The 15,365-nt window shown below is 39.5% G+C and carries 13 protein-coding genes; 7 read left to right on the forward strand and 6 right to left on the reverse strand.

Features of this window, described 5'->3' with window-relative positions:
- Positions 1-56 precede the first annotated feature (56 nt).
- Positions 57-1,067 carry an FAD:protein FMN transferase gene (locus BuS5_RS17335; RefSeq protein WP_035265158.1) on the reverse strand — a complete coding sequence of 337 codons (1,011 nt, stop codon included), beginning with the start codon at positions 1,065-1,067 and terminating at the stop codon, positions 57-59.
- Positions 1,068-1,257: 190 nt separating this feature from the next.
- On the opposite strand from BuS5_RS17335, the gene BuS5_RS17340 reads away from it, so the two are divergent.
- Together BuS5_RS17340 and BuS5_RS17345 are read left to right on the forward strand one after the other, a co-directional pair.
- The gene (locus BuS5_RS17340; protein ID WP_027353697.1) at positions 1,258-2,553 is read left to right on the forward strand and encodes a class II fructose-bisphosphate aldolase; all 1,296 of its coding nucleotides are present in this window, start codon (positions 1,258-1,260) and stop codon (positions 2,551-2,553) included.
- 2 nt (positions 2,554-2,555) lie between these two features.
- A complete protein-coding gene (locus BuS5_RS17345; RefSeq protein ID WP_027353696.1) occupies positions 2,556-3,056 on the forward strand; it encodes an NUDIX hydrolase in 501 nt (166 codons plus the stop codon).
- Here the strand turns inward: BuS5_RS17345 and dfsP are convergent.
- Positions 3,047-3,736, reverse strand: a complete 690-nt coding sequence (dfsP, locus tag BuS5_RS17350; protein ID WP_274427830.1) for a DUF166 family (seleno)protein DfsP — start codon at positions 3,734-3,736, stop codon at positions 3,047-3,049. The genes BuS5_RS17345 and dfsP overlap by 10 nt on opposite strands.
- Before the next feature lie 468 nt (positions 3,737-4,204).
- Here dfsP and BuS5_RS17355 point away from each other — a divergent pair, with 468 nt between their 5' ends.
- Both BuS5_RS17355 and truA read left to right on the forward strand, forming a co-directional pair.
- Positions 4,205-4,519, forward strand: a complete 315-nt coding sequence (locus tag BuS5_RS17355; RefSeq protein WP_198012232.1) for a transposase — start codon at positions 4,205-4,207, stop codon at positions 4,517-4,519.
- Positions 4,520-4,699: 180 nt separating this feature from the next.
- Entirely contained in the window at positions 4,700-5,455 is a 756-nt protein-coding gene (gene truA / locus BuS5_RS17360) for a tRNA pseudouridine(38-40) synthase TruA (protein ID WP_035265155.1), read from the forward strand.
- Positions 5,456-5,531: 76 nt separating this feature from the next.
- Here truA and BuS5_RS17365 read toward each other — a convergent pair whose 3' ends face one another.
- Positions 5,532-6,557 carry a helix-turn-helix transcriptional regulator gene (locus BuS5_RS17365; RefSeq protein WP_027353694.1) on the reverse strand — a complete coding sequence of 342 codons (1,026 nt, stop codon included), beginning with the start codon at positions 6,555-6,557 and terminating at the stop codon, positions 5,532-5,534.
- A 94-nt stretch (positions 6,558-6,651) separates the two neighbouring features.
- Between BuS5_RS17365 and BuS5_RS17370 the strand changes: the two genes are divergently transcribed.
- From BuS5_RS17370 to BuS5_RS17380, 3 genes are all read left to right on the forward strand, one after another.
- Positions 6,652-8,889 (forward strand): AAA family ATPase, encoded by a 2,238-nt coding sequence (locus tag BuS5_RS17370; protein ID WP_027353693.1) that lies wholly within the window; start codon positions 6,652-6,654, stop codon positions 8,887-8,889.
- A 212-nt stretch (positions 8,890-9,101) separates the two neighbouring features.
- Positions 9,102-11,813 carry a DUF262 domain-containing protein gene (locus BuS5_RS17375; protein WP_027353692.1) on the forward strand — a complete coding sequence of 904 codons (2,712 nt, stop codon included), beginning with the start codon at positions 9,102-9,104 and terminating at the stop codon, positions 11,811-11,813.
- 170 nt (positions 11,814-11,983) lie between these two features.
- Positions 11,984-12,958, forward strand: a complete 975-nt coding sequence (locus BuS5_RS17380; protein WP_027353691.1) for a transposase — start codon at positions 11,984-11,986, stop codon at positions 12,956-12,958.
- Positions 12,959-13,041: 83 nt separating this feature from the next.
- Here the strand turns inward: BuS5_RS17380 and BuS5_RS17385 are convergent, their stop codons facing one another.
- The 3 genes from BuS5_RS17385 to BuS5_RS17395 form a co-directional block, all read right to left on the reverse strand.
- Entirely contained in the window at positions 13,042-14,352 is a 1,311-nt protein-coding gene (locus BuS5_RS17385; protein ID WP_035265152.1) for an ATP-binding protein, read from the reverse strand.
- Positions 14,353-14,733: 381 nt separating this feature from the next.
- Complete coding sequence (gene brnA, locus BuS5_RS17390) at positions 14,734-14,964, reverse strand: type II toxin-antitoxin system BrnA family antitoxin (protein ID WP_027353690.1); 231 nt, start codon at positions 14,962-14,964, stop codon at positions 14,734-14,736.
- Positions 14,954-15,214 carry a BrnT family toxin gene (locus tag BuS5_RS17395; protein ID WP_027353689.1) on the reverse strand — a complete coding sequence of 87 codons (261 nt, stop codon included), beginning with the start codon at positions 15,212-15,214 and terminating at the stop codon, positions 14,954-14,956. Before BuS5_RS17395 ends, brnA begins: the two co-directional genes overlap by 11 nt.
- Between the last annotated feature and the right edge of the window lie 151 nt (positions 15,215-15,365).

The following is a 15,365-nucleotide window of genomic DNA, read 5'->3' on the forward strand; positions in this document are numbered from 1 at the left end:
GAGTTATAAAAAATCCAGGAACTTTTTTCTTCAGTTGGAAATCTATATCTCAGCGCTCATGATGTAATAAAACCGCTTGTGGCATAGTCGGAGAATGAACCGTCATCTTCGCGGATAATAATAAGGCATTCCACTCCGTCTAAACTGTTGATAAGTTCAAGCCCTTTTTCCATTCCCATTACCATAACGGCGGTTGCAAGTCCGTCTGCCAGGATGCATTCATCCGCCAGGATTGAAACGCTTACCACTCCGTTGCTCACTGGGTATCCTGTTCTTGGATTAATAACATGAGAATAGCGGATTCCCTTAGTTTCAAAAAATTGCCGGTAATCACCGCTGGTTGCAAGGGCTTTGTTTATTAGAGATATTTTTTTGTACACTTTTTCAAACCCGGCATTTTTTTCAGGGGTGTTGATGCCGATTTGCCACTTTTTGTCATTTTTTTTAAATCCCGACGCGTAAACCTCCCCCCCGATCTCCACTATAAAATCAGAAATACCGTGATTTTTGATAACTTGCCCTATCTGATCTACAGCATAACCCTTTGCAATTGAAGCAAGATCCAAAGTGACTTGAGCCTCATTTTTCACTATAAATTTTTTTTCTGAAACTTCTATTTTATTAAAACCTGTCTTTAATAATGCTTTTTCTATCGATTTCTGTTCAGGAACCGATCCTGTTATTGTTGAATCATCGAACCCCCAAAGATGCACAAGAGGCTTAACAGTGCCATCCCATGCTCCGTCGGTAATATGATAAATTTTTTCGGCAATTTTCATTACATTAAAGAAGTCATCTGAAATATAATTTTTTTCCCCCGATGCCCTGGAGCGGTTAAACCTGCTGATTTCACTTTCGCCGATATAAGTTGACATGCTCTGATTTATCTCATCAAGACGTTGATTTATTTTATTTTTTAGCCTTGAAACATTATTGAACGATCTTGAAAAAATTTTTATATGATAGCTTGTCCCCATTGTATTGCCGGCAATAATTGTATAGTCATTGCCGCTGCAACCATAGCACGAAAACAGGGTTACAATAAAAACCAGCATAAAATGATACATATTTATTCTTCTTTGTTTATATTCTGGGGAAAAAATCATCAGTAGATCTATGAATTTATTTGCATATCAATTTAAAATATCATACAAGTTTTATCAATATCTGTTATAGCCGGCTATAATATTTAAAAAATTTATAATTGGCAAGAAATTCATTGGTTAAAAGAGATCTTTGAAAAATGGGAGGTAATATATGTCTGGTCAATCAGTTGTAAATTCAAAAGATTTTGATAATGCACTCAAAGTCGGACGTCCGCCGAATGTGGTGAAACTGTTCCCCAACTCCAGGGCTCTTATAGTCAGCGGCAAATTTATAGACAGGGCGATGATCATAAAAGGCAATGCTATGACAATAGCGGCGAACGCCAGAAGCCGGCTTGTTTTACAGGGAGCCTTGCAGGCTGCTCAGAGGGCCAATGCCGCTGTAATTATTGAAATAGCAAAGTCGGAAGGCGGGGCCAGCGCGTACTGTGCCGTAAACTACTGGAACATGGCAATGATTGTTGATGCGGTCTGCAACCAGCTTGATATTACAGTTCCTGTGGCCATACATGCTGATCATTATGGAATAAAGAATGATGAAGATGTGCAAAAAGCAAGAACGGAGATTCCTTCAATGTTTGACGCAGGCATTACATCCATTGCCATAGATGCGTCGCATCAGCCCGATGACCTAAATCTGCTTGCCAATATTGCATTAAATCCAATGGTGCCGGAATGGGCGGGCCTTGAGACGGAAGTCGGTGAAATAAAAGGGAAGGCCGGGCTCTCAACTGTCAAAGAGGCTCTTTTTCTTATACAGGGTCTAAATGCTCATAATATTTTTCCGGACTGGATAGCATTAAATAATGGAACCACCCATGGAATCGAGGCGAGCTCGCAGGGCATCCAGATTGATTTAACAACGGAAATTCATAATGCTTTGGAAAAATATAAAGTCTCAGGCGCCCAGCACGGCACCTCCGGGAACAGCTCGGAAAGACTGAAAAAAATTGCCTCTGTTACAAGAACCACCAAGGCCAATGTGGCAACAGCGCTTCAGATGATTGCCTGGGGTCTGGAGGTTAATGATTATGGTAATGCCATACTCGATGATAACGGTAATTTTACCAAAGTTAAGGGAGACGGACTAACTGCTGAACTCTGGTCCGAGATGGTCTCCTATGCTGATAGCAACGGTATTAAAGGTGGTAATTACAAGAAACTGAATATAGTCTTTGAAAATAAAATTCTGGGACAGCCTGCCGAGATCAGGTCAAGAATGGCCGGGAGGGTAGAGGATTTTGTTTATAACCTCCTTGCAAATGTTTTTAATGCCGCTGATACAGCCCCTATCTGTATGGATGCCATACTAAAAGCCGGCTCATTCAATCCCGGTCCCCGGGTGAACAGAATTGAGTCTCCTGAAGAATGGACAGAGGAAAAGATCAAAAAGCGCGCTTCTTTAATCACAAGCGATAAGGGACCCGATAGCGATTTTGACGATTAATTATGCCTGAAAAAACAAATTGTCATTTTTGCGGTTCATTACTTACAAAAAAATTTTACGACGGCCGTGATCGTCTTTTTTGTGAAAAATGTAATGAACCTATCTACGAAAACCCGCTGCCGGCCACATGCGTTGTGCTTGTCGACGACAATGATAGGTTGTTGCTGGTAAAGCGCAGCGTTGAGCCGAAAATCGGCCACTGGTGTCTGCCCGGCGGGTTTATTGAAATCGGGGAATTACCGGAAAAGGCTGCCTTGAGAGAACTTAAAGAAGAGACAAGTCTGTCGGGACGGATTGAGACACTCCTTGGCGTTACAGCCACCACCAGTTCTCATTATAGTTCCATCCTGATGGTGGGTTATCTGGTTAAAAAATATTCAGGAACTCCGTTGGCCGGCGATGATGCAATAGATGCGGCTTTTTTTGAGCATAACAAGCTGCCCGAGATTGCATTTGACAGTCACCGAAGTTTTGCCAGAATATATTACGCAGCTTATCGTTGATGCGAGACTTTTACAGTTTCAGAATCATAAACTGGTAGTTGAGCCTCAACTGCTTTTTCAAGCGCTGCAGCATGTATCTGGCCTGCCAAATGGACTGGACTTTTTGCGTATATGGGATCCCATCCGGCCGGGTCGGCAGTGCAGAAAAACTGTGCTTCAATGCCCATTCTGATTATTCCTTCTTCAACCTGCATATTCAGCACTCGCCGGATAGCATCCCAGGTTGCTCCGCAGGGAGCTCCTCTTTTTATGGTAATATCAACAAATTTACCATCAGACACCTTAACTGTGAATTCAGGCGCGCCGAATTTTTCACCATAGGTTCCCAGGCAGACCTGCCTGGAAAGCCAACATCAGGTAGGAGGTATAAAGACTCCCGGTAAGCGCATTTTTTTCCCGGGACTGACAACAGGAATATTTTTTTTCATACACATTCTTGCCAGATCGTGGGAAAGATCAAGATGTTTTAGATAATCAAGAACCAGATCCGCCTTTATATCATCCGGCAGATATCCGGAAGAGTCGTCCACGACCGGAGGAAGATCTTCATCAATGGAGCAAGTCTCCAGCCTGAAAAGATCGCCACCATATTTCCTGATACCTCTTATCTTGCTTTTTCCGCTGCCGTTTTGCTGAAAAACCAGGATATGTTGAGTTTTTGTGTTATTATTTTTATGCATAAATATTTCCTAATTTATAAATAAAATCTCCGATTTTTATTTTCCTCCACATAGGAGTATAAACGGAATAATTTCTTAAAAACGAATAAATATTATCAAAGTAAACTTGAATTTGTCAATTTTATATTAATAATTGTATTTGTACCTAAGGCGGGCTATGCCCGCAACCCAAGTCAGGGCGTGTCGCAATGGAAAACAAAGGTAAAACAAAATGGCAAAATACAATTCGGACATCCACCACCGCCGATCCATTCGGTTGAAAAGATATGATTATTCCCAACCGGGATTGTATTTTATCACCATTTGCACCCAAAACCGATCAAAATTATTAGGTAATATTGAAAACAGTAGGGGCGGATTCCATATCCGCCCCATCCTAATATTGAATGATGCGGAATAATGGTCCATCGGATTTGGAACGGAATACCGAATGATTTCCACAATATTCAATTGCATGAATTTGTCATTATGCCAAACCATATTCACGGAATCATTGAAATCACCACCGTAGGGGCGGATTCCATATCCGCCAAAGATACAGGGGCAGAAATAGATTCTGCCCCTACCCCAGCCATACCCGAAATTGTGCAATCATTTAAACGGCATACAACAATTGAATACATAAAAATGGTAAAACTAAATATTATGCCGCCTTTTGAAAAACGAATTTGGCAGCGCAATTATTACGAACATATCATCCGTAATGAAAAATCGTATTATCAAATTGCGGAATACATCCGAAATAATCCACTGAAATGGCAGGAAGATAAATATTATGTCTAAAGCCAAAGATACAGGGGCAGAAATAGATTCTGCCCCTACCCCAGCCAAACTCATTGTATTTACAAATATCAAGTTGACCACCTACAAAATTTGTAGCTAAATTTTCATTATAATTTTCTTGTTTTTTATGACAGGGCTTCAGAAGTAAGGTACTAAAGAACTAAGATAGATATAACAAATATGCTGAAAAACTTTAAAATAATTATAGAATATGACGGGATCGCCTATCACGGATGGCAACGCCAAAAAAACTGCCGCACTATTCAGGGTGAAATTGAAAAGGCGTTGCTTCGAATGACCGGGGACCGGATTGCGATTACAGGTTCCGGCAGGACAGATGCCGGTGTTCACGCTATGGGCCAGGTAGCCAATTTTCTTTGCGATAAAAATATTGAACCTGAAAATTTTCGAAAAGGTCTCGACAGCATTCTATCCAGGGATATTATAATCAAAGATTGTCTTATTGTTGATAGTAAGTTTCATGCCAGATATAATGTAACGAGTAAAATTTATAATTATAGAATCCTGAACCGTAAAATCCCTTCTGCTATTGATCGAAACTATTCCTGGTTCATACAAAAAAAACTTAATGAATCCGCCATGCAATCGGCGATCCTTCACATACTCGGACGGCATGATTTTCAAGCATTCGAAGGGGCAGGCAGCCCAAGATCAGACAGTATAAGAACCGTTTTGAAGGCCGGTCTTGCAAAACGGGAAAACGGTTACCTGAAGTTCAGAATTGAAGGCGACGGTTTTTTGAGATTCATGGTGCGAAATATTGTGGGAACACTTGTGGACGTGGGACTCGAAAAAATTACTCCCGGTGATTTTAAAAAAATATTTCTCTCAAAGGATCGTAATCTCGCGGGCGCAACCGCTCCGCCGCATGGTCTGTTTTTGATGGAAGTGAAATATAGATTTCCACATAATTAATTTCACTGCGTTATCGGTCGTCGGAGTAGGGGTTCAAGATTTTGAACCCCTACTCCCTCTGGCCTTGTGCCAAATTTTAAAATCGATAATTATCTGAAAATCTATATAAATCAACCATAGTTTTGAGTTCAATTTTAATTTTTTTCACAAGTTTTCGAGGCTTGATCAATTCAGCGCTTTTCCCAAAAGAAAGAATCCATGCGATTGTTTCAGGTTCGGATGATGCGCTGAATGTCAGTTGAAGGTTGCCGTTTCTTTTTTTGACGATTTTTTGGTCAGGACTCCAGATCCGTTCTAAAACATAGGCCCCGGCTGATCCTGAAAATTCAACCGTCACTTTAAAAGTCTCTTCCTTGATTATCCCGAAATTCCGGTTAAACACTTTTTCAAAATCATAGTCTTCAGGAAATTCAAAAACCCGACCCGTGACTTCGATTTTTTTGATCCTGTGAATCGCAAGGAGCGGGTCAAATTCAGGTTCCATATATTTTTTCCCGGGAGCCTTTGCCATTTGAGCATGGAGATAAACCGTATCCTTGCTTGAAAAAATTTTTAGCGGTTTTATGTAAAATGTTTTTGAACCGGCCTCCACTAAATTTCTATAGGTCAGCTTGCATACTTTTTTGTTTTCCATAGCCGTGGCAAGGAGCCGCATCGTCTTCTGATGGGGCGTATAATCAATGCTTCCGGGAGCAAAGACACCATAAAGCTCCGGTGAAAATTCTTTTTGCCGCGGCAAGTGAGCAATGCTTTTTTCCAGCGCCCGGGTTGCCTCGTCAAAAAAATCATTCCCCAGCAAATGTTTGGAAAAGACGGAGCAGATGAACAGGGTCCGGAGCTCACTTTCAGTTAAATTGAGGGTCGGCAGCCGCTGGTTCTTTTTGATCTGATAATAATTCCGGTTTCCCTTTTTAGACAGTTCCACATAGACGCTGTACGAATTTTCAATAACATCGACCAGCCTCAGGATAGTCTGTTTTGAGCATCTCAGCGTTTTTGCCAGTTCGGTCAGTGAATGCGGCCGGCCGGCAAATAAAAGTTTTGCAAAAAGTTTGATCGCCCTGGCAGCCTGATCCCTTTCAACCTTTTGTTTTTTTTTCATATTATGCCCTTTTAAAAAACTGCAAAGCCGTTCCGTTATATGGAATGGTAGCATAGTATAATAGTTTTAAACAATAAAAAAAGGAGGGCAAGAAATGAATAGAAACTCTTTACAAAAACAATGGCTGGGTGGTAGCGGAAGCATCAATTTGACAACCACCGGGATTAATCCGGATTACGATAAAACCGACTGCTTTATAATTCGAAGGTGCCTGACATATCTCAAACGCCACCTGGAGCGCTGTTTGATACTTGATCTGGAGACAATGGCAATAATCTGCTGGATAGCCGGCCCGAAAATGGAAGCAATGGGAAATTTCCTGCTCGATTTTTTTGATGACCAGCGGCATGCCGAATATCTTGAAGAACTTGCCGAAACAGCAGGAGACTATGACGATTACGCCCGGGTTGCCATGGAAATGCTAAAAAGACTCTCTGTCGCCGAGCTTCGGCAACTCAAAGAGTTTATCTGTGCTTTGATTAATCAAAGAGATAATGATTTGAAATACAGGGGAAAATCCGAAATCGAAAAAAATATCTGTAAATTACAGGAAATGTTCAAGCTGAACAAGGCCGATATCGAACTTTGCATATTCCTTTTTGCCATCGAAACTTATGAAGCGCCGGAAGCTTTTTTTGATTCTCACTTAAACTGCACCAAGTTTGCCGGCAGAAAATATTTGAGCAATATTCTCAACCTGGATCGATCCATTTTAAACAGCGTCTTAAACGGTCAGTTAAGCAAATCCGGAATACTTGAAACCGACAAATACGATATAAATCTTCATGATGATTTTATTTGTTTTTTTCAAAATCCAGATCAGCGAACCCTTAGGGAAAATTTTTATTCATCAGCAGAGCGCTCGCCTGTTCCTTTAAATCATTTTATGATTGAGGATGCCAAAATGAAACATATCCTCAATATCATGAAGCAAAAACCGAAATCATCTACCCATCTGCTTTTATATGGAGCTCCAGGTACAGGCAAAACAAGCTTTGCCAAACGCTTAGCGCAAGAGCTGGATATTCCGGCCTACGAAATCGCCAGGAAAGATAATAATAAAGCGGAATCAAGACGATCTTCCATTGTGGCCTGCATAAACATGACAAATTCAGGGGAAGGGTCGCTGATTATTGTTGATGAAGCCGATAATCTTCTGAATACTTATAATGCATGGTTTTCACGGGGTGAAACACAGGACAAGGGCTGGTTGAACGAGCTCCTGGAACAGCCGGGGCTGCGTTTAATCTGGATAACAAACAGGATCGACGGTATTGATAAATCCGTGCTGCGGAGATTCGCTTTCAGCCTGCATTTCAAGCCTTTTAACAAACGCCAGCGGGCACAGCTCTGGTGCAATATTATCAAAAACAACAAGTGCAAACGTTTTTTTAATGCCGAGGGAATAAATGCTTATGCCCAAAAGTATAATGCCAATGCCGGGGTAATTGACCTTACTGTAAAAAAAGCCAGGGAAACAGCGCCCGGCTCTAAAAATGAGTTTCACAGAGCCGTCAGGCTTGGACTGGAGGCCTACCAGAGCCTGATCAATGACGGGCAGCCTCCGCTCAACAAGGAAAGGATTGAAAAAAGTTATTCCCTGGAGGGGCTTAATATCTCAGATGACCCTGATTCACTGATGCTCTGTCTTGAAGCATTCGATCAACACCTGCGAAGCACAGGTGGAGAGAATATCAGCAATATGAACCTGCTTTTTTACGGCCCTCCCGGTGCCGGCAAGAGTGAACTGGCTCGCTATATTGGAGAACGGCTTGACCGTGAGGTTATCTGTAAAAGGCTCAGCGATATTCTTGATAAATACGTAGGCGAATCGGAAAAAAACATCAGGCTGGCCTTTGAAGAGGCCGAGGCAGAAGACGCGATTCTCATCATTGACGAGGCCGACTCTATCCTCTTCAGCCGCAAACGAGCCGTACGTTCCTGGGAAACGAGTCAAACCAATGAATTTTTAACCAGGATGGAAAGGTTCCGGGGCATCTTGATATGTACCACCAATCAGCTTGAAGATCTGGACCCGGCCTCGATCAGGCGATTTAACCACAAAATTGAGTTTAAATACTTGGCACCGGACGGGAATATAATTTTTTATAATAAACTGCTGCTGTCTCTGCTTAAAAGTCTCCCTGATCCAGAAACCGAAAAACAGATCAGGAAGCTTGAGAATTTGACTCCCGGTGACTTCAAAACCGTGCGCGACCAGCTTGCATTTTATCCAAAAAAGAAATTGAGCCACAGCCAATTTGTTGCCGCACTCAAAGAAGAAGCTCACATCAAGAACCTTCAGTCCGGCAGGAAGGTTGTTGGGTTTTAGGTTGTCAGGCATCCGGCGGTTATTGCTGCCGGGTTCGTATATGGTTTGATTCTTCGGATTTTGAAAGGCGGGATTTTGGGGCAAACTGTTGGGCTGGATGAGTTGGATTGATAGGTCATAAATGGTGGCATGGTAATTGCTATATGCCTATGATTATAGGATGGAGAAATTGGTAACAGAATAATTTATATAATCTTAAAGGAGCTTAAAAAATGGCTGAAACGGCTGATTCCTTCAAATTAAGTGATGTCGTGGAAAAAACAATAAATAATACAATTTCATTGCCAACAGTTCAAAGGGGGTTTGTTTGGAAACCATATCAAATTGAAAATCTTTGGGATTCGTTATTAAGAGGCTATCCTGTCGGCTCTTTTGTATTGTCTAAAAAAAACAATTCGCAAAAAAACTATGAATTATTAGATGGACAGCAAAGAGCTTCAGCAATTTGTTTGGGATTTTATAGTCCTCTTAATGATAATAAAAATCCAGTAACCAATAATGAAATTTTTAAAACATCGACTGAAAACATTATGGTTTTTATTGATCTTGCAAAACCAGCGTCCAAAAATGACAATAGGAAATATCTGTTTCGAGTTATTACGAAATCACATCCATGGGGGTATAGAAGACAAGAAAATCAAAAGACATTGGAGGCGCATAATATAGCAAAGGCAATGCATTATTATAAAATAGAAGGCTACGATTATTTGCGAAAATCGTTAAAAGAATTTTGGCCATATGATTCTTATGCCCCGATTCCTTTTGGATTATTTCTCAATGCTGCAAAAAATGATAATTTAAAAAAAGAAGCTGAAAAAATCGATGATTTAAAGAAAGAAATTAATGAATGGAAGAAAGGCAAAGGGTTAAATGTTATAAAAAAAAGAGATGAGAAAAAAACAAAGTTTTATTCGATTGAAGATATTTTTAATGATGTTAAGAAAATGCTTGCTGAGCAGAAAATTCCGTTATTGCTGCTTGATTTACAAAAATTATATAATGCTGAAAATAATAATATTATAATATCACAAAACGGCGAAAACAAAAAATCAGAAAAACTTAAATCGGATGATGACGTATATAACAACGAAACAGATGCAAATGGACAAAAAAATGTTGAAGACAGAAATGTTGACGAAATTGAAAATCTGTTTATCAGACTGAATTCCGGTGGAACACCTTTAAGCGGAGAAGAACTGAATTATTCTATCTTGGAAGCGCAAATAGAACATGAATTACAGAATCAAATAGAGGAAAAATGCAAAGGTTTTTTTAAACCTCCGAGGTTTATTACTATAGCATTTCGTCTGTTTAATAATATTGCCGACAAAAACAGATCGTGGGATACAGACTCTATCAGTATGAGAGTTAAACCAAAACAATTTCAGCGAAACATGAGAGATGGAAAGGGAGAATTTGTAAAGTTTATTACAGAGAATTTTATAGATATTGATCATATTGCAAAAACCAAAAAGTTATTGACTTACGATAAAAAAAATAACCCGAATGGCTTACCTTCATTTGTTTCATCGACACTCGCAGATAAAGCACCTGAAGTTATGTTTATGCTTTTATACCGCTTGCTCATAAAAAAAGACAAAATTGAACCGGGCCGTAAACCTGCTGTTTTAGGAATGATTACTTTATTTGCATGGTTGGGCAGAGGTGAGAAACAGAGAGATCATGGGAAGCTGCTTAATAATATTTGGCCTTGTGTTAAAAATTTAGATACGGAAAGATTCTGGTCAAATGAAACTGTTCAACGTGCCATGTTAGAGGATAGTGGATATGAAATACTTACGCCATTTCCGAAGTTAAAAGAACTGAAGAAATTAATAAAAAAATTAATTTCTTCAGGTAAAACAAATATTACAAATTTGGTATCTGCAAAAATTTATGACTCAGATTATGGTAACTTTATCAAAAAAATGTTTTTCAACAAAGATATCATACTTTATGCTCAAAGGTGTGCTTTATCCGAATGGTTTCATGAAATTGAGGATTACAATTTAGATGATACAAACAGAGCCTTTGATTGGGATCATATTTGTCCCCAAAGCTATATTTATAATAAGAGAAATATTAGGTCGGAATTGAAAGATTGGTATAATTCAAATGGGAACTTCAGGGCCTGGCCATATTCATTAAATCGCATTGATCAAAATGATGCTCCATCAAAAAAATTAAATCCGTTAAATCAGAAATTTGAGAAGAAGAAAGATGAGGAGAAAGAAATAGAATGGTGGAAAAAATATTTAAAAAATAAAGAGTTAAATAAAAATACTTTAAAAGAATATCTATTGGGTGCGTCTTTCTGTGGTTCAGAATGGTTAGATTTAAAAAATGATTTAAAGGAAGAAATCAAAAATAATGATGGCGCAAAACAAGTTATCAATTGCATTTTAAAGAGAAATTATAAAATTTGTGAAGAATGGTATAATCAGCTTGAAATTGATGATTTGATTCCTGAAAGTCCTAATCCGGAAGATATAAAAGAACTTTTTGAAAATATTATTGATATGAGAATGTGGGGAAAAGTAAAAAGAGAAGAAGAGGAAGAAGGTTGGCAGACATACAACCTGCCGTTTGAAGAAAAAGGTGTTATATTATATTTTCAATACTCTACAGATGGAGATACTCTTGAAGAAGATGGAATTTGTTTTGGAATATATATTGAAGATGAAACCGTTGGAAACATAAAAATATCTAAAGAATTAGAAGATAAATATAGCCAGGAAGAGAACTATATCGAAATATATTTCACATTAATTTCATATTCTGAAACTTCAGTGATAGATATTTTTAGAAATTTTAATTCTTGGTTAAAAAATTTCCATGATAAAAAGATCAAGAAAATAGCAACTGAAAGGTTTCACAATAGCATCAGGGTTCAATACAAAAATGAAATATTGAATAAAAATTAGGATAAGTTAGGACGTCAACGTCTAAGTAAATAACTTATATTGTAGTTTAAGTTATAAGGCATAGGGGACGTTGTTGACAAATTATACAAAACAGATATATGTATTAATGAAAAATCATGACAGATAAGGAAGAAAGGGTAACGTTATAAATAATAGTATGGAGGAAAAAAATGCCGCGAGGGGCAAGACTGGATGCACCTGGGACATTGCATCATGTAATAGTCAGGGGTATTGATAGACGCAAGATCGTTGATGATGACAATGATCGAGAAAATTTTGTATCCCGAATGGGCGCAATAGCAATAGATACAAACACAGCTATCTATGCGTGGGCACTAATGACCAATCACGCGCATATTTTACTCCGCAGCGGGAAAACAGGTTTGCCGACATTTATGCGTCGATTTCTTTCAGGTTATGCCATATCATACAACAGGAGACACAAGCGATATGGACATTTGTTTCAAAATCGATATAAATCAATCATTTGTGAAGAAGATCCATATTTCAAAGAGCTTGTGCGGTATATTCATTTAAATCCATTGAGATCTGTTATTGTTGAATCACTGCAAAAGCTTGATAATTACAAATGGTGTGGGCATTCAGTTGTGATGAATCGCCGGGAAAACGATTGGCATGACAGAGACTATGTTTTAAAGTGGTTTGGAAAGGAAGATAGAGAAGCAAGGAAATCATACCGTAACTTTATTAAAAAAGGGATTACCCAGGGAAAAAGGCCTGATCTGACAGGGGGCGGATTAATACGATCAATGGGAGGATGGTCGGTTGTAAAAGCCTTGAGAAAGAGTAGTGTTAAAGAGAAAGGTGATGCAAGAATACTCGGCAGCGGAAAATTTGTATCAGAATTGATCAATCAGGCAGAAGAAAAAGTCAAATATCAGCTGCCGGCCAAAAATTTACAAAACTGTATCAAGGAAGAAATAGAAAAGCTATGTAAACAGGAAAAGATAGAAGTTTCCATGCTTCGATCAGGCAGTCGTCGAAGGCCCTTACCAAATATCAGAAAAGAGCTTACAGTAAAATTAGTAAATAAATATGGCGTCTCATTAGCCGAAACAGCAAGGCAGTTAGGCGTGTCAACTTCGGGAATAGCCCAACTGTTGCGGAGAAATAAGAATGTATAATTTTTCAACAACGTTTTCCTATCTTCTGTTTTCGTATCATGCAAACGATGAAAACGTCCAGTATCTTGCAGTAAAATTTTCACTCAGCTATTACTTCCCCGCGTAGCTGAAAAGGCAAAATACAACGGCATAAACACGATTTTTTTTTCTATTGGTTCAGCATAAGGCCGCATTGAAAACACAATGCCTTTTGGAGAGTTTTTATACTTTTCCAGGAAGAGATGCAGGCTTTTCAACCTGCCGGAAGCTCCGCTTTTTACTTCTACAGGATGTATTCTGCCGTCAATAACTGCCACGTAATCCACTTCTGCCGAACTGCTCTTTGCCCGTCTCGACCAGTAATAAAGATTCTCTTTCTGAGATAATGCCATTTCCTGTCCGACAAACTGTTCCGCCACAGCTCCGCGATAGATGTTGAGCAAATCCGCTTTCCTGTATTCAACCTTTACCGGCATGCCAGTAAGATGTCTCATAAGACCAATATCAACCATCAGCGTTTTAAAAATCTTTGCAGAGGCAGCAGCCCCCAAAGGCAGTCCGGACGGATCAACCGAAGGGACTTTCCTGATAACGTTTGCAAGGCAGAGCAAGTTAAAGGCTTTTTTCAGAGTTGGATTTGAGTAACTATCGGCAAGCCTGGAATACTTTATCTGTTGTCCAACACTTTGCGCTACTGTTGTAAGCACAGCATTGAGACAATATTTATCGGCTTGCGGACTATATTTCGAGAAGTCCAGCCGATAGGTATCGCAGATCTCCGCCTGCACCTCGAAAGATTCCCGTATTGACCCGGTTTCAACATAAGCGAGTATGCTTTCGGGCATCCCGCCTACAAAAAAATACCGGCGGAGTTCTTCACAAAGAAATTCATGAATTGTTTGCGAAACAGTTCGTGGAGAGCCAAGAACGATATTTGAAGCTTCATTATTGCCGGTTGCCTGAAGATATTCGGCAAAACACAAGGGGTGAAGTCTGGAAAATTGTACTCTGCCTACCGGAAAAGAAATATTCTTCATGGCAAATTCAAGTAGCGAACCGGCTGCAATCACATGCAGATCAGGCAATTCCTCATAGAAATAGCGAAGAGCCGTAATCGCCCTTGGGCAAGCCTGGATTTCGTCAATAAAAAGAAGCGTTTTGCCTGAAACTATCTTCTGCTGCAACACGATTTCTAAATCCGCACAAATACGTTTCGGGTGCAGATTGCCCTCAAAAATGCGATGCCAGTCCGGATTACGTTCCAGATCCACAATTGCAAGGGCCTCAAAGTAATCTTTCCCGAACTGTCTCACAGAATAAGTTTTTCCGACCTGTCTGGCGCCACGGACAATGAGAGGTTTTCGGCGCCCGGCTTTTTTCCATTTTTTGAGTTCCTGATCAATAAATCGCTTCACAATTCAATACCAACATAGACCTGCTTAGAGCTTTATTTAAAACACAAGGTTAAATTATGGTTTATCTTTTAAAAAAGCAAGGGTTTTATTGAAAAATTATTATCATGGCCAAGCCGGTATGGGGAAAGAAGTCAAATCAATGAATTTTTAACCCGGATGGAAAGATTCCGATGCATCCTGCCTGGCTGCGTTACGAAAGCGTAGAAATATCTTGATATTCCTACGCTTTACGTGCCTTGCCAGCCAGGCGCCTCAACACTTAAAATTGCTAACTTATTTTTGTGCGAACCCTAACCGCTGGAATTATAATCAGTGATCCTTCCCCCTAATTCCCTGGACATCCCACATTCCTCGCCCTTAATGGGTAGCACCCGTTGCCTCCTATATGGTGGCTGTTTTGTTCAATCTCTCCGCCAGCCAAATTTTAATAATGGATTGCCGAGGGACGCCAAGACGTTTAGCTTCTTTATCTAAAGACTGAATCATCCATATAGGAAAATCGACATTAACCCTTTTTTGCTCCTGGTTCAGCCGTCTTGCTTTTGAGAAGTCAAAATTCTTTAAAATACTTTTTCCTTCATCAAACTTTTTATCTAATTCTTCAGCTTTCATAAAGCTCAATCTCCTCATCTCTGGCACGCCGTGCTGAGATAATTCGAATATTATTATTTCGATAAGTGGTAATCCCAGCCCAGTGCTTTTCGCCTATTTTACCAATGACCAAGAAGCGCGATTCATCGATTGTTTTTGCTGGGATCTCCAATAAATCAACATCATTCAAAAGCTCTTGAGCCTCAACAAAATCAATCCCATGCTTGATTTTGTTAGTATCCGATTTTTTCTGGTCAAATTCAAAGCTCATGGTATAATTATTATACATATTTGGTATATATTATCAACTGGAATGTCACCGGCACTCTGAAACTGGGGAAGAGGGGAGGAGACGTCCATAAGTAAGAAACTCAAGTCTTCAACAAAGTTATTTAGTATCCTATTCAAATTTCGGGGTAAAC

Origin of the sequence: Desulfosarcina sp. BuS5 (assembly GCF_028752835.1) — a bacterium.
Lineage (GTDB): Bacteria > Desulfobacterota > Desulfobacteria > Desulfobacterales > BuS5 > BuS5.